22 protein-coding genes are annotated in these 23,808 nt (G+C 34.7%); 12 read left to right on the top strand and 10 right to left on the bottom strand.

The features are described from left to right. Positions 1–232: 232 nt before the first annotated feature. Both ACP6PM_RS28600 and ACP6PM_RS28595 read left to right on the top strand, forming a co-directional pair. On the top strand, positions 233–364 hold the full coding sequence (locus ACP6PM_RS28600) for a hypothetical protein (RefSeq protein ID WP_426590280.1): 132 nt from the start codon (positions 233–235) through the stop codon (positions 362–364). 126 nt (positions 365–490) lie between these two features. Then, a complete protein-coding gene (locus ACP6PM_RS28595; RefSeq protein ID WP_426590279.1) occupies positions 491–766 on the top strand; it encodes a hypothetical protein in 276 nt (91 codons plus the stop codon). Between the two features lie 351 nt (positions 767–1,117). Here the strand turns inward: ACP6PM_RS28595 and ndhM are convergent, their stop codons facing one another. Both ndhM and ACP6PM_RS28585 read right to left on the bottom strand, forming a co-directional pair. Beyond that, positions 1,118–1,465: an NAD(P)H-quinone oxidoreductase subunit M gene (ndhM, locus tag ACP6PM_RS28590; protein ID WP_426590278.1), complete on the bottom strand. Its 348-nt coding sequence runs from the start codon at positions 1,463–1,465 to the stop codon at positions 1,118–1,120. A 147-nt stretch (positions 1,466–1,612) separates the two neighbouring features. Further along, a complete protein-coding gene (locus ACP6PM_RS28585; RefSeq protein ID WP_426590277.1) occupies positions 1,613–3,490 on the bottom strand; it encodes a hypothetical protein in 1,878 nt (625 codons plus the stop codon). 1,027 nt (positions 3,491–4,517) lie between these two features. Between ACP6PM_RS28585 and ACP6PM_RS28580 the strand changes: the two genes are divergently transcribed. The 6 genes from ACP6PM_RS28580 to ACP6PM_RS28555 all read left to right on the top strand — a co-directional run bounded on the left by ACP6PM_RS28580 (position 4,518) and on the right by ACP6PM_RS28555 (position 11,653). Then, positions 4,518–4,724: a hypothetical protein gene (locus ACP6PM_RS28580; RefSeq protein WP_426590276.1), complete on the top strand. Its 207-nt coding sequence runs from the start codon at positions 4,518–4,520 to the stop codon at positions 4,722–4,724. Between the two features lie 346 nt (positions 4,725–5,070). Beyond that, entirely contained in the window at positions 5,071–5,601 is a 531-nt protein-coding gene (locus ACP6PM_RS28575) for a phosphoribosyltransferase (protein WP_426590275.1), read from the top strand. Between the two features lie 678 nt (positions 5,602–6,279). Continuing rightward, positions 6,280–6,636, top strand: coding sequence for a hypothetical protein (locus ACP6PM_RS28570; protein WP_426590274.1), 357 nt, complete (start codon positions 6,280–6,282; stop codon positions 6,634–6,636). A gap of 1,359 nt (positions 6,637–7,995) precedes the next feature. After that, the gene (locus tag ACP6PM_RS28565; RefSeq protein ID WP_426590273.1) at positions 7,996–8,436 is read left to right on the top strand and encodes a hypothetical protein; all 441 of its coding nucleotides are present in this window, start codon (positions 7,996–7,998) and stop codon (positions 8,434–8,436) included. A gap of 724 nt (positions 8,437–9,160) precedes the next feature. After that, on the top strand, positions 9,161–10,408 hold the full coding sequence (locus tag ACP6PM_RS28560) for a hypothetical protein (RefSeq protein ID WP_426590272.1): 1,248 nt from the start codon (positions 9,161–9,163) through the stop codon (positions 10,406–10,408). Positions 10,409–11,272: 864 nt separating this feature from the next. Beyond that, entirely contained in the window at positions 11,273–11,653 is a 381-nt protein-coding gene (locus tag ACP6PM_RS28555) for a hypothetical protein (RefSeq protein WP_426590271.1), read from the top strand. Positions 11,654–11,835: 182 nt separating this feature from the next. On the opposite strand, the gene ACP6PM_RS28550 is transcribed toward ACP6PM_RS28555, so the two are convergent. From ACP6PM_RS28550 to rbfA, 3 genes are all read right to left on the bottom strand, one after another. Next, positions 11,836–12,060 carry a DUF4327 family protein gene (locus ACP6PM_RS28550; protein ID WP_293109503.1) on the bottom strand — a complete coding sequence of 75 codons (225 nt, stop codon included), beginning with the start codon at positions 12,058–12,060 and terminating at the stop codon, positions 11,836–11,838. A 329-nt stretch (positions 12,061–12,389) separates the two neighbouring features. Continuing rightward, positions 12,390–13,988, bottom strand: a complete 1,599-nt coding sequence (locus ACP6PM_RS28545; protein WP_426590270.1) for a glycoside hydrolase family 3 N-terminal domain-containing protein — start codon at positions 13,986–13,988, stop codon at positions 12,390–12,392. 29 nt (positions 13,989–14,017) lie between these two features. Beyond that, positions 14,018–14,431 carry a 30S ribosome-binding factor RbfA gene (gene rbfA, locus ACP6PM_RS28540; RefSeq protein WP_426590305.1) on the bottom strand — a complete coding sequence of 138 codons (414 nt, stop codon included), beginning with the start codon at positions 14,429–14,431 and terminating at the stop codon, positions 14,018–14,020. Between the two features lie 348 nt (positions 14,432–14,779). Between rbfA and sipA the strand changes: the two genes are divergently transcribed. Next, positions 14,780–15,070, top strand: a complete 291-nt coding sequence (sipA, locus tag ACP6PM_RS28535; protein WP_426590269.1) for a regulatory protein SipA — start codon at positions 14,780–14,782, stop codon at positions 15,068–15,070. A gap of 2 nt (positions 15,071–15,072) precedes the next feature. Here sipA and ACP6PM_RS28530 read toward each other — a convergent pair whose 3' ends face one another. Beyond that, on the bottom strand, positions 15,073–15,612 hold the full coding sequence (locus tag ACP6PM_RS28530) for an alpha/beta hydrolase (protein ID WP_426590268.1): 540 nt from the start codon (positions 15,610–15,612) through the stop codon (positions 15,073–15,075). Between the two features lie 1,047 nt (positions 15,613–16,659). Here ACP6PM_RS28530 and ACP6PM_RS28525 point away from each other — a divergent pair. Then, positions 16,660–17,481 (top strand): S1 family peptidase, encoded by an 822-nt coding sequence (locus ACP6PM_RS28525; protein ID WP_426590267.1) that lies wholly within the window; start codon positions 16,660–16,662, stop codon positions 17,479–17,481. Between the two features lie 16 nt (positions 17,482–17,497). Here ACP6PM_RS28525 and ACP6PM_RS28520 read toward each other — a convergent pair whose 3' ends face one another. The 3 genes from ACP6PM_RS28520 to ACP6PM_RS28510 all read right to left on the bottom strand — a co-directional run bounded on the left by ACP6PM_RS28520 (position 17,498) and on the right by ACP6PM_RS28510 (position 20,852). Then, positions 17,498–17,842 carry a hypothetical protein gene (locus tag ACP6PM_RS28520; protein WP_293096435.1) on the bottom strand — a complete coding sequence of 115 codons (345 nt, stop codon included), beginning with the start codon at positions 17,840–17,842 and terminating at the stop codon, positions 17,498–17,500. Between the two features lie 571 nt (positions 17,843–18,413). Continuing rightward, entirely contained in the window at positions 18,414–18,992 is a 579-nt protein-coding gene (locus ACP6PM_RS28515) for a COP23 domain-containing protein (RefSeq protein ID WP_426590266.1), read from the bottom strand. Between the two features lie 1,113 nt (positions 18,993–20,105). Further along, the gene (locus tag ACP6PM_RS28510) at positions 20,106–20,852 is read right to left on the bottom strand and encodes a creatininase family protein (protein WP_426590265.1); all 747 of its coding nucleotides are present in this window, start codon (positions 20,850–20,852) and stop codon (positions 20,106–20,108) included. A gap of 313 nt (positions 20,853–21,165) precedes the next feature. Here ACP6PM_RS28510 and ACP6PM_RS28505 point away from each other — a divergent pair, with 313 nt between their 5' ends. Then, complete coding sequence (locus ACP6PM_RS28505; protein ID WP_426590264.1) at positions 21,166–21,342, top strand: hypothetical protein; 177 nt, start codon at positions 21,166–21,168, stop codon at positions 21,340–21,342. A gap of 188 nt (positions 21,343–21,530) precedes the next feature. Next, a complete protein-coding gene (locus ACP6PM_RS28500; protein ID WP_426590304.1) occupies positions 21,531–22,271 on the top strand; it encodes a winged helix-turn-helix domain-containing protein in 741 nt (246 codons plus the stop codon). A 208-nt stretch (positions 22,272–22,479) separates the two neighbouring features. Here ACP6PM_RS28500 and sbcD read toward each other — a convergent pair whose 3' ends face one another. Further along, positions 22,480–23,751 (bottom strand): exonuclease subunit SbcD, encoded by a 1,272-nt coding sequence (gene sbcD / locus ACP6PM_RS28495; RefSeq protein ID WP_426590263.1) that lies wholly within the window; start codon positions 23,749–23,751, stop codon positions 22,480–22,482. Between the last annotated feature and the right edge of the window lie 57 nt (positions 23,752–23,808).

The following is a 23,808-nucleotide window of genomic DNA, read 5'->3' as shown; positions in this document are numbered from 1 at the left end:
CTTTTTCTCCTGAAAAAGTGTATTAAAAAATACTTTTGTTTGAGAACTTAAGTATTTTTGCCTAGCTACTATACTCTTTCTCCCTTTTCCCCTCTTCCCTACAAGGTTTTCAGAAGTTCCCGATGGGGGATAGCTTTAAAAGGGGGGGCATTGGGGGGGATGGATAAAAACTAATCAATTTTGCGGTTTTGCCAATAGTGTGTTAAGCTTAAGTAAGGCTGCTGGGCTAGCAGTGTCAGCGCCAGTCGCTCATGGGGGAGACCCCCAAGACCACGCTGGCAAGTCTTTAGAATCGACAGTAAGACCAGAAAAAGGTTCTGCCTCGGAGAGAGATGCTATGTTTCGCTTTCCTACGGAATGCTAACGCAAACGCGACATAAAAAGGCCAACTCCTCTGTAAAAGGCAGCAGAAAGCTCTAAGCAGCGAGGTTTAGGAATCCTGCGTTGTCGCGCCATGCGCAAGGTCGGGAGGATGTCAAGAGGTCTATTCATGTCTAAATCTTCTGATTGTAGCGCTTCCAGGAATTTTACTAATCAAGAAACTAATAATAAGCAGCCATTACCTCCAATAGAGATAGATGAATTGCTGACTCAAGTGAAACATTCTCATGGATTATATTACAAAATGGTTAATCTTGAAATTTGGGCTTTAGTGGAAACTCTAGAACAGTTTTTTCCCGGTGCTTGGAATCAATTCATGGCCAATCGTCAGGTCTCTATGAAGCAATTTTTGCAACATTCTCAGAATAAAAAGGTAGAGATGTGATGATTGAAACAGTTAACGGCTTTGTTACATGAAAGTAGCGATACAAATGTCTCTTAAGTAAGTAGTCCTGGAAAAGCCCATAGTAAATGAGGAAATCTCTCCTTAAAGCAAAACCTAAAAATATGCTTTTTAGGTTGTCGCCGGGGGTATTTACCAGACTCTAAACGGACGTGGAGACATATATTAAGACTAGCACAGAGCCAGCAGAAGTCTATGAGTCTAATCAACGTCAGTCGAGGATATAGGGTTCGGTAGTAAATTCCCCGCCTTTATTTATGCCGGAGAGGATGTCAATGATTATTTCCTAATTGGATAGACTTATGATATTCAATTTCAGTTTTTTTGGCATTGCTATTTAGCTTCAGCATCAACATCTACTCTAGGTAGTCCTAGACTATAGTTATTGACACGACTACCAAGATTATAACTAATTTGACATGATTGTAATAGGGATCGGACAAAATGTTCTAAATCAGAACCTATACAACGGAGGTTGTATTCAGTTAAATCTGACCCACTATAAGATTCTACCAATTCGTCAAACTTTCGGTAAACCTGCTGCATAGCACTATCATTCCAGTTAAGTTCATTGTCGGGATCGATATCTAAAGTTAATACCTTATCATCAGGAACAAGTTCATTATTTTCCACAATTCCTGCAAAAATACGAATATGTCTAGTTGTTGACTTTAATGGCATAGGTAATTTTCTCTCTGTTACTTTTTGTTAAATTCTATCTCTTTGTGCTGTCTTGGCAGATAGTATAACAACATATTCCGAATTTATTAATCAGGTACTAAAATACTGGTCTATTTTTTCTTCTCTGGATAAAAATTCAGCAAATACTCACTCCCATTCTGGACCTGTCAACTTACCTCGTAATTGCCACTTACCTAAATTGGGGTCATCAACTTCTAACAATCCACTATACAATTCTTGCTTGGCATAAGGACTTTCTAAAACAGGCCAATTTTCTAAAATTCTTGTCTCTCCATTAATCACAGCATCCCCAATAGCACCATCTTGCTCATAAGTCATCACTATGCGATCGCCTGTTAAACTCAGATAATTCAAACGCCCCTGACTATTCCATTTACTATCATCAACTTTAGTTTTATCCAGCGCCTGTTTCAAACTTTCAAAGTCTCCAACATCAGCGACCCTTGCCACATCAGTCACCCAAGCAGTTTTTCTCCCCTTGGCAACCATTGCTTGATAATCTTTATATTTCTCAGAGACTGGTATCTGCAAGTTTACCTCATCTCCCCAAGGTCTAGCACATAGCCAAATATTTTCAATCCGCCAAATATACCAATCTTTATATTTCGTTGGTTCACCATAACGCTTTGGCAAGACTAAATGCGATCGCCCAGGTACTCCCGCCTGCAAATCTCGATCGTTGAGAATTAACTGAAAAATAACTGCCCCTTTTTCCTGAACATATTGGTCTCCAGGACTACGACCAGTTGCCTGCGCTCCATGATAAGTACCTGCTAAACTGACTACTGCATTATTCTTGCTATTCGGATCGCGCACTACTAACTTATAAGTAGCATACTGTTCCCTAATTGTACCCTCAACTTGATAACTACGAGTAGGCTCTAATAAAGTTCCTAAACTATAATCCTGGGTTATATAAAAGTTCTCCCATAAGCCATTTCCTTGAGAGTAGCTATAGTAAATTGGATGACTTGCCCGTAGTTTAAATGGTAATGGCACTTGCTTACGAGCTAACGCCCGCAAATGTTCTGGGGGACGATATGTACTCAGAGCTGGTGCTAATGCTAGTCTGGCACGACCATTTCTCATTTTTTCTGCAACTTCAGTTCCATCTCCCCACCACATCCAAGCTACTGCACTTAACCCACTATTCCAGGTATTGCGATCGAAACCTCGACTTTCAGCACCTCCAGCAGTTCCCCAACTTAGTCTTAATGCCATATTAGTTGCGTACCAATCTAGCAAAGCTTTGGCCAGTTTTTTTAATTCTGGGTCACGAGCAAAATCATAGAGATTAAGTAATCCGCCTATACTATATCCATAATAACTAGAGGAATGAAATTCTCCTTGTCCAATAGTTAAAAATTTATTCAGTTCGCTTCGTAACCATGCCTCATCTGTGGCTTGAACCCCTGGAACTCCGACTGGCCAACCACTCCCATCCATCAATCCTAAACCGGATGCACGTTGCATAAACATATGATTTTCTGTGCCAGTTTTTATCCACTGTCGGACTTTCGGTAGCTCTAGTTGATTTTTGTAAGATGTTAATATTTCTGACGGCATTTTGTCTCGAAACAAAAAGAAAATCCGCACATCTAAATAACTACGAAAGTGATAAAGACTTGGTTTATCTTTATCTAGTTGCAGCAAAATTTTCCAAGTTTTTTCTTGATTATAAAGTTGTCCTGCTGGTTCACCTTCTAGACTTAATCTAGCTAAGATTACTGGTAGTAAATATTTATGAGGATCTCCTATGTTTTTTTTTCTCCACCAAGTATCTAATTCTTCTAAATCTATGGCTGCTAGTTTCTGACGAATTGCTAAACTTCGCTCTTGAAATTTATTTTCTTCTTCTCCCATATTTTGTTGTAATACTGTTTTTATTTGTGTTTTTTCTGCTAATTTTGTCTGATGTTTTTTTTGACATCCAGATATTATTAAGTTCAATGTTAGGGTGGTAATTATTGTCAGAATGATATAGGGTCTTTGCTGAGATTTCATATTTTTTAATTATTGGAAATTGTTGTATAATGGTGATGGCTATATAGACTAAAAAATAATGTCAAGTAGAGATTATATTTTGGCATAAAAATGAATCTTGCTAGTTAAGCAGCGGAGCTGATTAAGAGACTGTTTGTTAACTAAATATTAAAGCTTGAATACAGATTTTAGATTTCCCTATACTTTACAATTTCTAATTAGGTGTTGGTGAATTTAGCTATGATTTTCTGTGCTATTTGGGGTAGGGAATAGGGAATAGCGATGCGACCTGCGGGGTAAGGCAGACGGAATGGAATGGCCAGCAAGAGAGGGAATAGTTCATTAATGGATAATGGATAATTGATAATTGATAATTACCTCTGGTTAAAATCGCACGGGAATTGAATATAAGGAATATTGTCTTTGTTTTCCTCTGAAAAGGGGAGGCTTTAAACCAGAATTATTTAATTATTAATTATTAATTATTAATTCTTCGGTAATATGTCCGGGGTAGGGGCGTTGCATGCAACGTCTGTACGGATGAGTTCATTCATAGGTAGGAACAGGAGCAAATAGTGAAAGGGGTATTGATAATTCATCTCTTGATTATGGTTCGCCCAAATATCTTAATCCATAGTTTGATTTACCAACGCCTCTAATTAAAATAATTAACATCATAATTATCGAATTTGATAATATTTACAGCATATTTCGGACAAATAATGTACAAGGCGTGAATAGTAAAACTTTTGTGGTGCAGGCATTTTGCCCGCTAAATGTGTACATCACGGGCAGCGGGAAGTGCTGTAATTTCTGCATGAGTTACTTGTGGTTCACAAGTGTATATTTTGAAACAATCATCGGGCTTAATTTTTATGCTTAAAAGTTTCTAATTATTAATATTTTGAGCAAATAATTTTATTTTGACTAATGTGACAGAAATCACTAATTGACAGGAGAAATATCATCTGGACTCAAGCTGGTCATCACAGTTATTGATTGTTAGATAGGGAATAATAAATATAGTGAGTTATAACAATTAACTGTTATGGATTATCTACATCAAGCTTTTCTACCGGAAGTAATAATCACAGAATTAGTATTTCAAGTATATCGATCTGGTATCTTGACTCAAGAGCAAAGAAAACAACTCAGAAATTTATTTTTATACCATAATCTGAGTGAAGAAGATACAACAGCAATTAATCGATTACTTCATGCAATTCGTCGTGGATGGCTCAAGATGGCTGATTAAAAACTTTGCTATTCTGGTTGACTAATAAAAAAAGTGTAATATAAGAACACCCATTTTATCATAATTTGCAGGTCTGATTACCTTTCAATAACCCCAAAAGTTCAGCATTTTTATATCTATCAACTTATAGAAAATGGGAATTATCTGAGTGAAAATTTTCGATCGAATTTTTAAGTAATAGAGGTCTTTGTTGATCAGACTTCTATGATATTTATTTGATTTTAAAATGATTGAAAAAGAAAAAATTGCTTCAGAGAATATGATAATTATGGTTTGAGATAAAAATGGTGATTTTAGGTAAAATTAACTTATTTTTAAGTTGTCAGCATTATTTTCATATTCACAAATGAGTGATATTTACATCTCTTGGCCAGAGTATCATCAAACAATTGAATATCTAGCAGCAAAGATTTATCAATCTCAATGGGAGTTTAATCAAATTGTCTGTTTAGCTAGGGGGGGAGTCAGAGTAGGAGATATTCTCTCTCGCATTTTTAGGAAACCTTTGGCAATTCTCGCTACTTCTTCCTATGGTGGTATTAAAGGTCAGGAGCAAGGTAATATTAAGATCGGGAAAAATTTGACTATGACTACAGATACTTTAGGTAGTCATGTTTTGTTAGTTGATGACCTGGTGGATTCGGGAATTAGTATTCAAAAATCTATTGTTTGGCTACAGGATAATTATACTCAAGAAATTCAAGAATTAAAAACGGCTGTTTTATGGTATAAATCTTGCTCAATATTTGAGCCTAATTACTATGTTGATTATTTGACTGATAATCCTTGGATTCATCAACCGTTTGAGATATATGAACGAATGAATCCTGCCGATCTAACTTTTGCTAAGATGGGCAGTGAAATTAACTTTGATTAAATACTTAATTTATGGGTAAATCGACTGAGGGTCATTTCAGTTATCAGTTAGTCTCCTCGGAAGGTAGTCCGTTAACAGTAGCTCCTACTGAATTAAGAGGCTTGAAATACATAATTTTCTTGGTTATCCCCTTTAAAAGCTATCCATTACCCACATCTTTCTTAACATCAAACTTGACAAAAGTAGAGAAGTTATGTATTTGCCATTAAATGGATATTTCGGGAGACTCAACGTATTTAAAACCTATTTAATTAGATTTAATTAGAGGCTTTTCCGTAATTTGGCTCTCTTTCTCCCCCCATCCCCCATCTCCCTATCATAAAAGGGTTTCAAGACTTATGGGTAAAGCATAGCTTTAAAAGGGAGGCTAGCAACCTGATTTCTTGGGCAAAATTTTTTGTGGTAAGTCAAGAAATACCCAAATTAATTTAATTTCCATATTATCATTTTCAGGCTAAATTATTCAAAAATGACAATTGCCTAATTTTCTATTTCCAATAGTGCCACAACCCGGAAGTCAAAATTGAAAATTTAAAGGTATTGATTGGTAGGACTTTGAGGATGTTGTAACTGGTTAATTATTTCTGCCATCGTGCAATAGTAACTTGAGCTTGAGGTTGTGTGATATAGTTCTATATTGCTAGGACTTTTTATATATTTATTTGTATTTGATTTCTTATGTCTACTTCTAAACTAACCTTGAATTTGGTAGAAGGCTCTATATCTTTTGATTTTACTGCTGAAGCTGCAAGAAATTTACAAGGTGTTATAGCTCAGTTAATGCAGCAATTAAAATCTGTTGCAGCTAAAAATGCTGCTGGTAGTTCTGGCAAACCAACTCCACAAAAATCTACAGAATATCAGTATACAGGAGATGTCTTTTTGGAAATATTCTGCAATCCTAACATTTGGCCTAGTCCTTTTGCGGCTAAAGTTTTGATTACTTTACGAGATGAGCGGATTCGGATAACTACTGAAGCTGAACTTACTAGAGTTTATGATGATATTAATCAATATTTAGAGCAAGTAGGCTAAAATTTTGGTGGTCTTAAAATGAAAGGATATTAGTTAGTATATCTCTTTAATTGCTAGGAGCTAAACTAATTTATTTTTACTTGTTTACGAATATAGCGTTACGCATTAAGGTATTTGACATTTATAAATCCTCAAACCCTTTGAAACTATACTATTCCCTATTCCCTATTCCCTAGCGCGTAGGGCTATACCAGATATTTTTCTTAGTTGTTGTACAAGGTTGAATTTTACATCCTCCCTTTGCTGATGAACTATTAGACATCTGGTGATAATCAAAAATCAAATCAATCCCATGCACATAAATCATCAATTATTTCCCCCTACTACTCCCTACTCCCTCTTTTCCGGAGAGGTCTATTGGGAATTACCACATTACTATGAGACTTTTTTCTTTTGGCTGGTTTATTTATCCTGAACAAAAAAAGAATTATTCAAAAGCAAAGTCTCTAAAATTTTCAAGTAGATGAGGATGAAGCAAATTGTGTGAGATTCTTCTGTTAAATCAAATTCTATAGCAATTATATTTGAATTGTAAGATTTTAGTGGTAATTAGGAGTCAGAAATCAGGAGTCAGTCCTCCGAATATAAAAGGATTTTGATTGCTCTTAATTGTTCTTAAATATCTATCAAAATCATTCCTGATATCAAATCCGCTTAATTCAGTATCAGGACTTACGCAGGGGTACTATATATAGAGTGCAAAAACTGTAGCGTTATAGTTTTTAACACTACATACATGGTCTCTGCGTAAGTCCTAAGTATAAAAAAATGTGTCATCTTCAGCTATCGCAAAATATGCTCGCTTATCTCCCCATCTACCCACACTGACTACACGGACTACACTCTTTATCTAATTAAACCAATGCTACCAGATTTGATATGATTCCTATAACAGGAAAGTCTCAATACCAAACCCTACATTTTCCTATTCCGCACCTCTGTGCTTCCTTACTCCTAATTCCTAAAAAAACTTAATTTTGAGGAAGATAATATAAGAGAGTATTTGTCAAAAAAATATTAAGGCTTTAAGCCATGGGATGAATTTGTAAAAAAATTAATAATTATAGCTCTTGTTAAATATATCGACCACCGTTGAGACAGGCAACCTAAAAGCATCTTCCTACTTTCCTCAAATCATAATTTTTTCCTTTATTTCCTTTATTTAAGGTAGAAAGGATCTATAAAAATATTTTTCAATATCAATAAATTCAATATTCAATATCCGATTACATTAATTACCATAATTTTATCTGTAAACTATGGAAAACCAACTAATAAAAAACTCAGATGAAACCAATATAATTAATCACAAATAGCAATTTGCATCAAGAATATCAACTTTCAAAATTTGATAGTCAAATGGGAGTTTGGCCTTATTATGGTGTCATAAGTTGCTATCAACATCGAATAGATTCTCATAGATTAAAAATAGCAATTCAACAAATAGTAGATAGTGTACCAATTTTGGCAGGAAGATTGGTAAAGAAACTGTTTTCGACCTTAAAAGTTGTATGTAACCCACAAAAATCTGGTGTTGGTTTTATTGAAATTGATCTAGATGAACAGGAGATAAATATTGATAATTTATTAGATGCAAAAACTTATGTGAAAAATTATTTCAAGATTCCCAAAAATTCTTCAGATGCTATTAATAAAGATAGTCCATTACTGTATGTGATTTTGAATCATAATCAAGATTATTGTGGCATAACTCTACTTGTAAATCAGTATAAGAGATTATTGTTAAAACATCATAATCAAGTATATAATAATCATAAATTGGGTCTGCCTCAAAAATAAATTAGATTTCAACTTGCCAGTTATTCAAATTAAAATAATTTAGATTTAGCTAGAAGATATGCTTTCAAAAATATTCTCAAACAACTTTGTTTCAAATTTTATTTCAGGTAAACATAGAAAATGTTCATAGCTCGACGACAACTCTCAAATTTTGTATTGGATTCACCAGAGTTTCCTAAAATATTAATCTATGGTTTTGAATTATGGCAATTAAAATTTTCAACATTACCCATAGATTGAATTTTAATTGACTTTCTAAATATTTATAGTACACTTGATGGAGTTTATTCATTTTTATTAAATGAGCCTTATTAACAATAGGGAGGATCATCTTTTTTAAGCGTACCTGGCTCAATCTTTTACAAGGACTACTGTTCAATTCTTATTGTCGCTTCTTCAGCTTTCCTACCTTCATAGTAAATCACTATATCTATTCAAGAATCAATGGCATATTATCTAAGATTAATCATTACTACATTCACAAAGAAGTTAATAAATTTGGGTGCAGAAGAGATTATTATTAAAACATTTTAGAATGAAATAGCCATGGGTATAGTTAGTGGTGTACAAGTAGTCATTTTTGCTTGAATAAAACTCCGAATTGAAAATAATTTTTGTTATTTGTTTCCTCTTTCTTTTTTCCATAGGAAATCACGATACCTATTGAAGAATCAATGGCATATTATCTAAGATTAATTATCACGTTAACCTAGGGAGGCAAAAAATGGAATTAATCACAAATAGCAATGTGCATCAAGAGTATCAACTTTCAAAATTTGATAGTCAAATGGGAGTTTGGCCTTATTATGGTGTAATAAGTTGGTATCAACATCAAATAGATTCTCATAGATTAAAAATAGCAATTCAACAAATAGTAGATAGTGTGCCAATTTTCGGAGGAAGATTGGTAAAGAAACTGTTTTCTCCATTAAAAGTTGTCTGTAACCCACAAAAATCTGGTGTTGGTTTTATTGAAATTGATCTAGATGAACAGGAAATAAATCTTGATAATTTATTAGATGCAAAAACTTATGTAAAAAATGAATTCAATATTCCCAAAAATTCTTCAGATGCTATTAATAAAGATCTTCCATTAGTATATGTGATTTTGAATCATAATCAAAATTATTATGGTGTCACTCTGTTTGTTAATCATTTCATAGTAGATGGTGGCACATATTTTCTATTATTAGAATATCTTTCCCAAGCATACGAAGACCCAGAATATGTTGCTAAATCTGAACCATTATTTACAATAGATTTTCATAAAATAGATGATTTTATGGCTGCAAGTTTTAAAAAATTATCATGGAAAGATAAACTTTTAAGTTCAACATCTTTTATTGTTTTTGTCTTGAACGGTTTTTTTCAAAATAAGAATAATTGGAGTTCTCTTGAATGTATCTTAACTAAAGAAAAGTTAGATTTAATTAAGTGGAAAAATAAAAATCTGTCAAACGAAGAAATTGCCTATAGCACAAACGACGCTTTATTTGAATTTTTATCAGTTATTCCCATTAAACGATTTATTTTTCCTTGTAACCTAAGATATAGAAATGTTGGTATACCAGAAAATTATTTAGGAAATGCTGAAGCTGTGGTCTCAGATTTAACTAAACCAGAAAACAATTATATGTTGAAACATACTGATGTGAGAAAATCAGTCAATCAACTTCCAGGAATATACAGTTTTGTACCTACTTTTAATAGCAAGTACATGGGTCATAATTCATGGGTGAAATTACAAAATTATTTACCTGGTTTTGGTGAGAAATTAATTCTGCAAAAGTTCTTTGAATTTGATGACATACCAAAAGATCTATTATCATTTGCTTGTAAATCTTCGTTAATATATAGATTGACAGAAAATGAATATTTATTGATATATATCAATTTAAAAAATGTTGTTTCCCAAGTTGAAAAAAAGTTAATAAATTTGGGTGTAGAAGAGATTATTATTAAAACATCGTAATCAAGTAGATAATAATCACAAATTGGGTCTGCCTCAAAGTAAGCATTCAGGGTTCAGCTTTATTACCTTTAAGCTTTAAGGAAGGAAAAAGCAATTGAGATATTTCCCAGAAGTTAAAATGCAGTAGAACTTAAATGAATGCTTACACTTAAAAAATCAATTACCTTTCAAGTTTCCAGTTATTCAAATTAAAATAATTTAGATTTAGCTAGAAAATATATTTTCAAAAATCTTCTCAAAATTATTTGCCTGATTTTAGTGGTAAATTAATTCTGCAAAAGCTGTTTGAATTTGATGATATACCATAAAGATTTATTATCATTTGCTCTGAAAGCTTCATTAATATATAGATTGACAAAAAATGAATATTTATTGATATATATCAATTTAAAAAATGTTGTTTCCCAACTTGAAAATAAATTGATAAATTTGGGTGTAGAAGAAATTATTATTAAAATATCGTAATTAAGTAGATAATAATTACAAATTGTGTCTGCCTCAAAGTAAGCATTCAGGATTCAGCTTTATTACCTTTAAGCTTTAAGGGAGGAAAAAGCAATTGAGAGATTTCCAAGAAGTTAAAATTCAGTAGAACTTAAATGGATACTTGCTTCATTCATAAAAAAGCTGAGAGCTGACCGCTAATAGCTGAATGCTTACGCTTCAAAAATAAATCAGCTTTTAAGTTGCCAGTTATTCAGATTAAAAAAATCTAGACTTTAGCTAGAAAATATACTTGACTAGCTAAAAATATTCTCAAACAACTTTTCACTTGCTTCTATCCGCGTTATATTACCAATACAGTCTATTTCTCATCTGTAATAAGAGAGAAATTACCATTTGATATTGAATTAACTTACACTTATGAATCCCGATCATCTGACCCAAATAATACAAAAAGGATTTCGTGTTACCTTGGGTGCCACATCCTTTTTCATGGAGACTTTGCAAGACTCTGGTAAGCGAGATGAAAATTTGAATAAATTAAATTCTGATTTTAATCAACTAACTGAAGAATGGGCTGAAAGAGGAGAGATGACTGAGCAGGAAGCCCGAAATTTTGTTGATACAATTTTGAATCAACAAAATAGTCAAGTAAATACTGATAGCACGACTGTTTCTTCTGCTCCTGCTTCAGGTTTTGTACAATCAGATATACAAAGAGACTTGTTAGAATTAACTAAAGAAATAGCCAATCTACGGACTGATTTACAACAATCTCAGGAGTCAGAATCTCAGAATTAAGTTTCTTTTAAGATATTTTTTCCACACAGAAAAAAATATTTGAATATTTGACACATCACAGGATTCTTTTCTAGATGTGTCTTATACCAATATTAAGTTATTAATAAGTCCTAGATAAGTAGGATAAATTTTAGATCCTAACTCAGCTAAAAATTTTTAATTTAGCTGAGTTAGGCTTTTATTTAGTCGTTGTCCCATTTTTCGTTACCTATCAGGTCACCAATTCTATCCCTGAGTAGAAAGTCACACTCTTCTAACTCACCCTCTACACAGGCCCATTCCCTGGCGGGAATATATTGGCAAAGAGTATAAATAGGCTGCTGACGACTGAGAACTCCTTTGTATACAAGTTCTGCTGCTTCGTCCCTGATAATGTCTAAAGAATATTGAACTGTGGTGTAAGTCATGGTCACCCTCTTGGCCTAGCTTGAGTAATTGTCGGCGCTACGGCGCTATTAATAATATAAGGCAAAATTGCTAATTATGAATGTTAATTTTTTCAGTATATATAGTTACAATTTGTTATCTTATTTTGATAAGTATTCTAAAAGTCATCAAACCAACATATTAGTTCTAGTATTAGTCCAAATTGCATATATATACTTTTAACTTGTACCCATCAGCTAGCTAATTTAGGATTTCTCTTGTCTTTTTGCCTAAAAAAATAGTCTTCGATATATCACTTTTATCTTGTTTTGTCAAAGATTGAGAGATATTGTGTGATATTTTTTAGATTTTAGAGAGATACTTGTAAATCTTTAAATAAAAGCTCCAGAGCAATAGCTTGGGCTTTTGGCATTTGTCCATAACAAAAGATATAAGGTATCTCTGATAACAGTTCTGATGAAAACTGTTTCAACGTATACTGACTACCGTATATGATTAGACCTTGCAATTCGCCACTTCTTAATAATTTCTTAACTAAATCCTCTCCTGCTTGTGTTAAACTAGCTGATTGACCAAAAGGATTACCGCGAATAAATAGTTGCAGCAAAGTCAAGCGATGAGAGGTAAAGGTTTGGAGAGCTTCTGAATAATTATCAATTAGCTGTAGTTGATAACCATATTTTTTGGGAATAGCGATCGCTGGAGTATGATTACCCAAGAAAGGGGTGTTAAGTATATCCTGTACAAGCACTAAATTTCGTAAATGATTATCATCTCTATTTTTTGGAGTAAGATAACCTCCTCCTACTTGAATAGAGTCTTGCAAAATTTGAGCTACAGTTTCTTGTGCCTGTGATTGAGCTAACTTTTCAACTAAATTGTATGTAGGAGGTGAGAAATAATCTGGTATTTTTTCATTTCCGGGTTCCCAAGTAGGATAAACTTTTGTTTTAGCCTGCCAAATTCTCTGTAAAGACTCATCAATTCGTGATTCAGAAATACGGCCTTGACTCACCGCATCACAAACAGAATTAATTGTCACCTCTGCATCTAGAGGCATAAGTAAAATATCCGCACCAGCTTCCACAGCCAAAACAGACGCCTCCGCCAAACCATAACGATTAGCGATCGCCCCCATTACCAAAGCATCAGTTACAACTAATCCGTCAAAACCCAACTTTTGGCGTAACCGACCTGTGATAATTTTGTGGGATAAAGTTGCCGGTAGTTCTCCATCCCAGACCGGAATTAACAAATGGGCACTCATCACAGAATCTACCCCAGCAGCGATCGCCTCAAAAAAAGGAGGTAACTCAACTTCTGCCAGTCTTCTATCCGAATGGGGTATAACTGGTAAATCAAAATGAGAATCAACTGCCGTATCCCCATGACCCGGAAAATGTTTAGCAGTGGTCAAAACTGCATATTGTTGAGCACCCCTAATAAAAGCCCTTGCCAATTGACAAACTAATTCCGTCGTTTCTCCAAAAGCCCGAATATTAATCACTGGGTTATCAGGATTATTATTCACATCTACCACTGGGGCCAAAATCCAATTTAAACCAATAGCCACAGCTTCTTGAGCTGTAATAGCGCCCATAGTCTCAGCATACCCTTGGGCTTTTTTCAAATTAGTTTGAGCAATAGCAGCGATCGCCATTGGTGGAGGAAACCAAGTTGCCCCAGCAAACCTTTGACCAACTCCTTCCTCAATATCAGCAGCCAAAAGCAAGGGAATTTTTGCCCAAGACTGAAGTTGTTGGATGCGAGTTGCCAAGTCTACAGCACTCCCACCCACAAAAATCACCCCTCCAACACCCAACTCTTGTACCCAATATTGAAGCTTGCTGTTAGGGGGTTCCCAGTCTGGATAAAGAATTTGATTGTCAAATAAATGCCCAGATGCTCTGACTACTACCATCTGAGCTACTTTTTCTGCTAAATTCATAATTTAGTAATGGGGAATTTAGGAACAGCTTACTCTATTGTTTCTGCCTGAGACTCTGGATCTGCAATACCTTCTGTTTCCTGTTCTTGCCGTTCCTGGGAAAGTTGGTTTAACAGTGATATAATTTCAGTCCCACGCTCTAGGGAGCGGTCTTCAATAAAGATAACTTCTGGAGTTCGACGTAGACGTATTCTATGGCCTAATTCACTGCGGACATAGCCAGTGGCAGACCTTAGACCTGCCATGGTTTCAGACCTTACTTGGTCAGACCCATAGATACTTACAAATATTTTAGCGTGTTGTAAGTCTCCAGAAACATTTACATCTGTCACACTGACCATACCAATACCTACGCGGTTATCTTTGATACCATGGAGCAACATCTGGCTGATTTCCTGCTTGATTAATGAAGCAACCCGGGAAACGCGACGACCTGTAGCCACGATCATTACCCCCTAAAATTTCATACTCGCCATATCTATTGTAGTACCTTCCCTAGACTTATGGCAGCTTTTTGTAACTTGACTAAAATTAATTATATTAAACTCTTGAATTCCCTTGAACAAAAAATCAGGTCTTAAGGCTTTGGCTGAGGCCAAAGGTACTAATATAGCTCTAGGCGCAAGTCATGCATTCAAAAGTCAAAAGTAATCCCTAACTAAGTTTGAGCATTTATAAATGTCCGCGCCCTTTGTTTCAATTGCTATAACTGATAACTGAAATGACCAAGAGGGGGGATGACCAACTTTATGATAAGAAATAAAAAAGCAAATATTATGGGAGTATAATAAATGGAAAATGAATTTTCTGTTGGCCAAAAAGTCAGATTAGTAGTTCAACCACCATACATCAAAACTGCTGAATCGATGCCCATATTACGTCCCCCTAATGTAGTGCGTTTGGGTGAAGTAGGCACTATTTTAAGTGGCAAAGGAGGAAATTATTGGGCTGTTCGTTTTGAGAAGGGAGCATTTCTTATAGATAGTCAATATATAGAGGCTGTGGCAGTTGATTCGGTAACTGGCCAGCAACATTATACTGATGAATATACTAATAAGATAACTCCGCCTTCAGAATCGTAGATTTAATTGAGTAGTTCTCCTAAATTACCGATAGTCTCTTTAACTTTTCCTACAATTTCATTAATTTTACCTACGTCTATGTGCATTTCTGCGGTAGGATATTTTTCGAGAACTTCTAGTACTGATATTCGATTGTCATCTGCTGCTGCTAAGATAATGGCAGAACGTAGGGCTTTGTCACTTTCATAATTGTGTCTCGTCTGAACTACTTCGGCGACGCCTTTAGTTACATTTTGACCTAGGTTACTATACAGCACTTTGGCTAGGTTAGCAACATTAGCTCCTACTTCTAATGTCATTAATCCACGAACTGTATTAGGGTTGACTTTTGATATGCCTAGAGCTTGAGAAATTGTTTTGGTCGTTTTACCCGTTTCTGCAAATTGTCGTAGATCCTTAACTTTGATCGATGCTTTTATTGGGCCAGCTATATCTATTACGATTTTGTTCGTGGCGATCGCATTTTGATGGGAGACTATAACTCCAGCGATCGCACCCAAAATAATTAATGGACTACGGGACAGCAGATTTGATAATTGCATGGTTAATATTGAATTAGATTTTCATCTAAGCTCTTAGATACACATTTCTAGTTTACTTGTCAATCTATGTAACATTTTATTGGATAACTCAAACAGTTATATTGACTATAGAATTTTGAATTTACTGTACTTTTTTCAGATAGTAAAGTTAGCTATTAAGACAGCAGAAATAAATGAGCGATAGTGATAGTGCTATGGACTCCCCTATCGAATACTCTAGCTTTATCCCCACCACTAGCATCCATATTAAAGAGCAAATTTGACATCCTCCCGACGCTGGTCTACGAGACAGCGCGGGTCTCCAACAAACTTTGAGATTGATTGTTGCATATAGTTAAACGATCGCTTCAGCTTAATTATATCTGAGAATTTTTTCTGATAATTGTTATTAATATTTTTATTAATTCAGATCTTACTCATCACCGATCGGTCAATAGATTTCAAATTAGTTCTATAAGACCCCCACTCTTATTATTAGGACTTACGCACAGACCACATATATAGCGTTAAAAACTATAACGTTATAGTTTTTGCACTCTATATATAGTACCTTACCGTAAGTCATGATTGTGTTAATTAATAGTTAGCATGGCTAGGGAGTCGCCCATTTTCCATTGCTAATAACTGATAACTGTTAAGTATTTTAACTCATCATTATTATGACACAAGGTCAGATGAGAAACTCTACAAAAAAATTTGACAAATTTTTATTCTGAGAATGTGTTTTTGTGACCGTTATATTGTAAAATACCAATTCAGTTCCTCACAGTCATTTCTGCTGAAAAATTCAGATTTTAGCAATGGCTAAATAACTAAATTATTTGTGACTGGCCTGAACTTAATCAATATATATACCTATTCTGATTTAAGTAGTTAATTTGAACTACTAAGAAAAATTCATGTATTGAAACAATCAGAAGTGATCTCTACCACTAACCAACGTGGAGATAGTCACCACACTTTCAAATTTCTTGAAATAGATTGAGTGGTGTAAGGGGAATTTTTGTCTTTTTTTTAAATATCTTTTTTTTGAGAAACCTTAAGAATATGAAACAGAATAAGTCAATCTTGAATTTAAGTAGTAAAATCTTAGGAGCTTCACTATTTTGTCTAAGTACATTTGTACCTAATGCTTACTCCCAAACCAGAGTAGAAAATTCAGCTTATTACACAAAACCTAGTGCAGTAGATTCACAACAGTTTCCATCATTAGTATCCAATATTGCCCAACAAGTTACTGTGAGAATTTTTACAGATAATAGTGCAGGTTCTGGAGTAATTATCAAACGGGAAGGTAATACCTACACTATTGTAACTAATCATCATGTAATTGAGAATAACTCTAATAAACTTTACCCAGTTATGAGTGGAGATGGGATAACTCATCAAGCTACCCTAGTTTCTACCCCTCAAATAGGTAATCTGGATGTAGCATTATTGAAATTTACTAGCGATCGCCCCTATGAAGTTGTAGAAATAGTAAAAACTAATCAACCCTTAGTAGGAGAAACTGTTTTTGCAGCAGGTTTTCCCAATTGGCATCAAGCAGACTCTTCACAAATGAGTAGTACCCGTGCTTGGGGTAGTCGAGCTTTTCAGTTAACTGTAGGGTCTGTAGAAATGTTAACCAGTCGCACCCTCAGCCAAGGATATCAATTAGGTTATACCAATGATATTAAAAGTGGCATGAGTGGTGGACCGATTTTAAATAGCAAAGGTCAGTTAATTGGTATTAACGGACGGTCAAAATATCCCATTGCTGGAATTGGAGCATTTAGTTTTATAGATGGCTCTCGACCATCTATAGAGCAATTCAAAAAAATGGAACCTTTAAGTTGGGGAATTCCAGCTTCTAAAATCAGGAATTAACTCATATTAAGACTAGCTAAAAGTCCGTCGAAAAAGAATCCCACTTTTCCTCAAACCATACTTTCTCTCTTTTCCATCTAGGGTCTCTATTTTTCTGCATTTGTAGGTTAATATTGTTTGTCACCTCATCCAGTTCACCTTGAGACAACCCACGTCTACCTCTAGTTGTAGACTCTTGAGTTAAGTTAACAGTTTTACCACTTGACAAACTATTAGCATTGGTGCTCAATAATTGTTCTGAGGAACCAAGATTATTAGTTGCTGGTTTTTCTTGAGCTTTTGCAGGATTAGCGGTTAAGCTAACAGTGAAAAACATTGCGATTGTTGCAGTAAATAAAGTTGGAGTAGTTCTAACTTTCATGGCTTTCCTCTTGACAATTAATTGAAATACTTTAACAAACAAATTAACGCTTTAGCGTTATTTTATTATACCGTCAATTAACTATATTTTTGCAGTTTGCCTTGGGTTGAAAAATAATTTTGATAGTTGAGATAATTTGCCGATCAATTTATCGAGCAAGTGATTAAAACAGACACAAACTTAGAGCAAACTAAGTTATTAGTGTCCGAGGAAATGATATGTGGATTATCTACAAATTTTGATTAATTATTCTCAAGATTCATAAGTTTCTGAGATAATTTGAGTGTAAATTATGGATAGTGTTAGATAAGAGTTCACTAAGACAATAGAATAAAATCTATAGCGTTTCTGTTCCTAATGAGGTACACCTATCTTTGATTTTTATTCTATTCCCTATTTCCTATTCCCTGTTCCCTAAAACCAACAAACAAATGACAGTACCTCACCAGCATATAAATTGCTATAGTTAAACTTAATAACCTAATAATTAATAGTTATAAGTCAATAAAAAGAAGTGAAGAGGGAAAATTGATTTCCTTATTTATTCCCTCAACATTTCTGCTAAAATCACTTATTCGTAGATGGGTTCGTCACTAGCAGTACCTTGTCCGAAATCTTTAAATTGAGTGATAATTTCTTCTGATTTATCACGATTTCCTGGCTTTAATGTGAAGACCACATTATCAAAATTAGGCTTTTCTTCTGGAGAAACATAAACCACTTGCTCATGGTTTACAACACCAATTTGACTGATATCTGCGAAAGTTTCCATCCCTAGGGCGTAAGCAAGGTTAGTTAGACGAGTGCTAACTGATTGACAACGACGGTCAGGAGTATAAGCACCTTTGGGATGATCGGAAGAAAGAGTTGCAGTCCATACAATCATTGGTTTAGAGGAAACTTGAATAACTTCTCGTTTCACTAGGGGATATCCGCCTAAAAGTCCAGGTTCACTTGTATCCCGTGTTTCACGAACTATTTGAGGAACAGTTGCATATTGATTTTCTGCTGCATTAACTGAAACACAGGTGAAAACTACTTTGTCAGTAGTTTCAAATTGTCCTGCTTTAGCTTCTGATTGAGGTAGAAAACCCCAGAGACCAACGGTTGCTAAAACACCTGCTAAGGAAATTTTTAATTGGTTATTCACAATCTTGACCTCTGACTTAATATCTGCTTCGGGAGAGAAGTTATTTGTTTCTTCTCTATACTTTTACAGTAGAGGAATTACTTAGGATTGTCAGTAAGAATAAAGTAATATTTCAAAACAAGAATTTCAGACAATAGGTTATCTGAAAGTAATAAAAAAGTAATATATATTAGCTATTTGTCTACTGGTTTACTGTTTTTATGTGTCGTTTTTGCTTGAGATAATTTAGATGTTTCTGAATACTATGTTAACTCAATTTTCGGTTTTTGCAACCTTTAATATCTAAGTTTCTAGATTTAGTTAATCTACATAAAGGTTGTAGCTAAAAAATTATATAAATTAAATGTACTTTAATCAGTTATAGCAATTCCCATATTCGTGAGGTAAAAAATTCTTTGGTTTTAGGGAACAGGAAACAGGGAATAGGGAGTAGGGAGTAGGAAGTAGGGAACAGGAAGTAGGGAGTAGTAATTCTCGTTCCGTAGGAATAGATAAAGAAGAAAAACAACTGTACCTCACTAATTTGAGAAACGCTATATAGCGCTACGCGCAAGTTAAAAGTCAAAAGTCAAAAGTATTCTCTGACTGAGTTTGAGCATTTATAAATGTCCGCGCCCTATTTGCGTAGTGCTATATCAGATTAAATCTGGTAGTATCGGTATAAATAAAGTATAGAAACTGGGTTGGTATCAAATGTCCTACTATACTGATATCTGTCTTCCACAAACCCGGTTTCTTAATGACACTTCGATTGCCAAGGGGATTTGATATCAGTTATCAGTTATCAAAAAACCTAACCCCCTAACCCCCTTCCCTTGAAGGTAAGGGGGAGGAAAACTCCGTCCCGTGCTTGTATAGTAGTCACTGTTACTTTTAGGACATTCTCAAACTATTTAATTGGTAGTCCTGCATAGTAATGTTAGATAGGGACAAGCAACGCTTTGTGTGGGCAATTCTGCCTGGGAGTATGGGAGCAAGATGCTCCCACTGCCATGCCTCGTAACAAAAATAATTACAATAAACGACCATTACAATGCACCACTACCCTTTAATTTAGTCCGTGCTGCGAATTTAACTTCTAAATTCTAAATTCTAAATTCTAAATTCTAAATTCTAATCACTATTAATAAACTCCAAGTAAGAATTACTGAGTTCCTTGACTGCTAACTCATAAAACTGCTTACCATGTTCGGGTGTGGCTAATGCAGGGTTAGAACCCATACGACCATCGGGATATCGGCTACGAAAATCAGCAGCACTATATATTGAATATCCAGTAGCTACATCTTCTGAAAGTGGAGCCTGTTTAATTGCTTCTGGGTAAACATACTGAGTTAAAGCTACTTCACTAGGTGTGGCATGAGAACCTTCCTGATCGCTATACAACTCTTTGGCTAATTTGTAAACTGAGCTACACATAAACCAATTTCCGACTTTGCACTTAACCTGGTCTGCATTGGCAATGTTTAAATCAGCTAAGTGAGCATAGGTTTCTGAGAAGGCAGCTTTCAGAGTAGCGATATTACCTCCGTGACCATTAATAAAGAAAAATTTGGTAAATCCTGCTTTAGTTAAACAAACTATATAGTCACGAATCATCTGAATCATTGTACTAGGCCGCAAACTGATTGTACCTGGGAAACCTGTATGATGTAAGGCCATCCCTACATTAATTGTCGGTCCTACTAATGCTTGTACTGTTTTTCCTACTCCCTTTGAGATGGCTTCTGCACAAATAGCATCTGTGCCAATCAATCCTGTAGGTCCATGCTGTTCAGTAGAACCAATTGGCAAAATAATACCTTGAGATTGATTTAGATAAGCTTCGACTTCAGACCAAGTACTTAAATGTAGTAACATATCTAGATTTTGATTGATTGATTTATACTTTTAATTTTTATTGTTAGTATAAAATTTAATATTATATTAAATTAGGATTAAACTATTTAATATACTTTAAATTCCTCAATGTTGAGACAAAAATTAAAATTCATAGATTAATCTATTAAGTTTCTGGCATAACAGTTTTTAGTAATGCTCTATTGAATTTGTATGACATTTTCAAATTTAACCTTTTGATAACCTAAAGTTAACAAAGCGTTAACCTATTAGCTCTACTATTAGGGCATCTAAGTTTTGTATTCAGCACAACAATGCAAAATAAAAGTGGGAAATGCTGACTAAACTAACACCTATCCCTAGAAACGACAAAAAACCAGACCACAGCACAGATACCGCTGGTGCTATGGTTGCTCTAGTAATGTCTCATAGTCAAAATGCGTTGTATCAATGGGAGAAAGACCCAGTGCTTTTGGCAGTTGGATGGTTGGAAATTAATTCAGTTAATTAGCTACAAAATTAGCAATTGCCTAATTTCTCAGCAAGGCAATATTAATTAATAGACATCTCCAAAAATAAACGGTAAAGTCAATTATTATCTAGAAATTATCAATTCCTATTCCTTGTTCCCTGTTTCCTGTTTCCTCTTTTCTGGAGATGTCTAATAATTCACCATTAAACCTACCAGAAGTGATATTTATGTTTTCCCCAGATCTAAGCGAAAGTCTTTCCAGGTCTGCCGTCAGAACAAATAGTAAGATTTTATTATTAGAGACAGAAGAGCTATTTCGGGATATGTTAGCTCTAGCTCTAGAAGAACAAAGTTGTGAAGTAGTTATTGCTCCAGATGGGCGTAGTGTTATTCCCACTCTTGAGAATTCTTTATCAGTTAAAAGTGAAAAATCCTTCAATCTGTTAATTCTTGACTCTGTTAATGGTTTAGATTTATGCCGGATGTTAAGACATCAAGGTAATTTAATACCAATAATGATTTTAGGAGCAAGAGGTAGTGCTAATAATTGTGCTTTTTATTTAGAAGCTGGAGCTGATGATTATGTAACTAAACCCTTCGGGATGCGGGAGTTTATGGCCCGTTGCCAAGCTATGATGCGTCGCCAAGGTAATGGTCAACTATCTCAAGCACTTATGCTTCAATATAAAGATATAATCGTTTATCCCGAGGAATGCCGAGTAACGGTCAGAGGTCAAGAAGTCAAACTTTCCCCCAAGCAATTTCGCTTACTTGAACTATTTATGAGTTATCCACGTAGAGTTTGGTCTCGCGAACAATTGTTAGAACAAGTTTGGGGACCAGATTTTATTGGGGATAGTAAAACTGTTGATGTTCATATTCGTTGGTTACGGGAGAAATTGGAGTTAAATCCTAGTAAGCCAGAGTATGTGATTACTGTTAGAGGTTTTGGATATAGATTTGGTTAGAGGAAGGGAGAAGGAAGAAGGAAGAAGGAAGAAGGAAGAAGGAAGAAGAGTTTAGATACCTTTGAAGGAAGAAACAAGCAAGAATAATTTAATTTCTTTTATTGTTCCCCATTACTTAGGCATCTTCAAAAATCAAAAATAGAATCAATTATTATCCAGAAATTATCAATTACTTCTTACTATTCCCTATTCCCTATTCCCTATTCCCTTATTTACTAAATAAACTTAACTGAGTATCAGAATTTTCTTCTGATAAATCTGCTTTACCTGCTAGTAACTTAGCAGCAGCTTCTAACATTTCCTCTTGAATATCTTGAATATCTTCGCGATTTTCTAAATAAGTTTTTAAAGCTTCTAAAGGATCGATACTATTACCTGTTGATAATTCTGGTAAACGGGGTCTTGCTAACTGACTAACTAATTCTGGCTGAATAGTATAGGTATGTGCTTCACTTAAAGCTTGATGTAAAACCCCATTATCAATCGAGTCTAACTGTTCGGAACGTAATTGATAAATCAACCTTACTACCGCATTTTCTATCTGATATTTACTAATAGTATTTAATAATTCAGTTTGTGGTTTTTCTGCTTCTGAAACATTAACTTTAATCGTCTGAAAAGTTCGGACTGGTAGAGAACAAAATTTCCATTTTGCTGCACCTTTTTCCAGTTCAATCAAAACAAAACCCTTCTCTTCCTTTTCCTCGCTGAAGTCAACTCGTTCAATACTTCCCGGATAAATAATTGGTGGATTATTAGACTGATTCAAATTTTGATGTTTGTGAACGTGACCTAAAGCAACATAATCAAAACAAGGGCGGTTTAATAGAGAAACAGGAATATTAAAACCTTTACCTACAGCTAAAAAACGTTCTGCTCCTAAACTCGCCCTATCTGCCATTAAATGACCTAAAAGTACAGTGGGAATTTCTGGGTTTAATTTCCGAATTTCCGCTTCTAATATCAATCGTAGTTTTTCAATTAATGACTCATTGACTTCCTTCATAGATTTACCTTCAGTCTCTGATTTTGTCATTAAATTAGAAGCAGTTAACCAAGGCAAAGTAATAATTTGAATAGCACCATTTTGAGTTTGAATTTTATGACTTTCTAAGCGATCGCCTACTACAACTCCCGGCACAGCTAAAGTACGATAAATACCTAAACTTGCCCCCCCTTGACCTTGGGAATGTTGGTCATGGTTTCCTACTAATAATACTGTGGGAATTTGAGCATCTACTAAACGGCGTAATTGAGCAGCAAAAGCTTGTTTTATGTATGGTGCGGGAGTAGCATCTGGGAAAGCATCTCCACCGAATAAAACTAAATCGACTGGTTCAGAAATTGCTCTATCTATACAAAGTTTTAGACTAGAAATAAAGTCTTCGAGGCGAGTGTTTAAACCGGTTTCTGGATTGATGCGACCGTGAGAAAAACCACTGCCAATATGTATGTCGGAAAGATGGAGGATTTTAATCATTTTTTAGTTGAATAAAAAATCATGTGTATAGGCAAGTAACCCCAGTTAACATTTATG

The sequence above is a fragment of the Dapis brunnea BLCC-M229 genome (assembly GCF_050015995.1).
Classification (GTDB): domain Bacteria; phylum Cyanobacteriota; class Cyanobacteriia; order Cyanobacteriales; family Microcoleaceae; genus Trichodesmium.
Note: the sequence above shows the minus strand (reverse complement) of the source record. Positions and strands in the feature narration are given on the sequence as shown.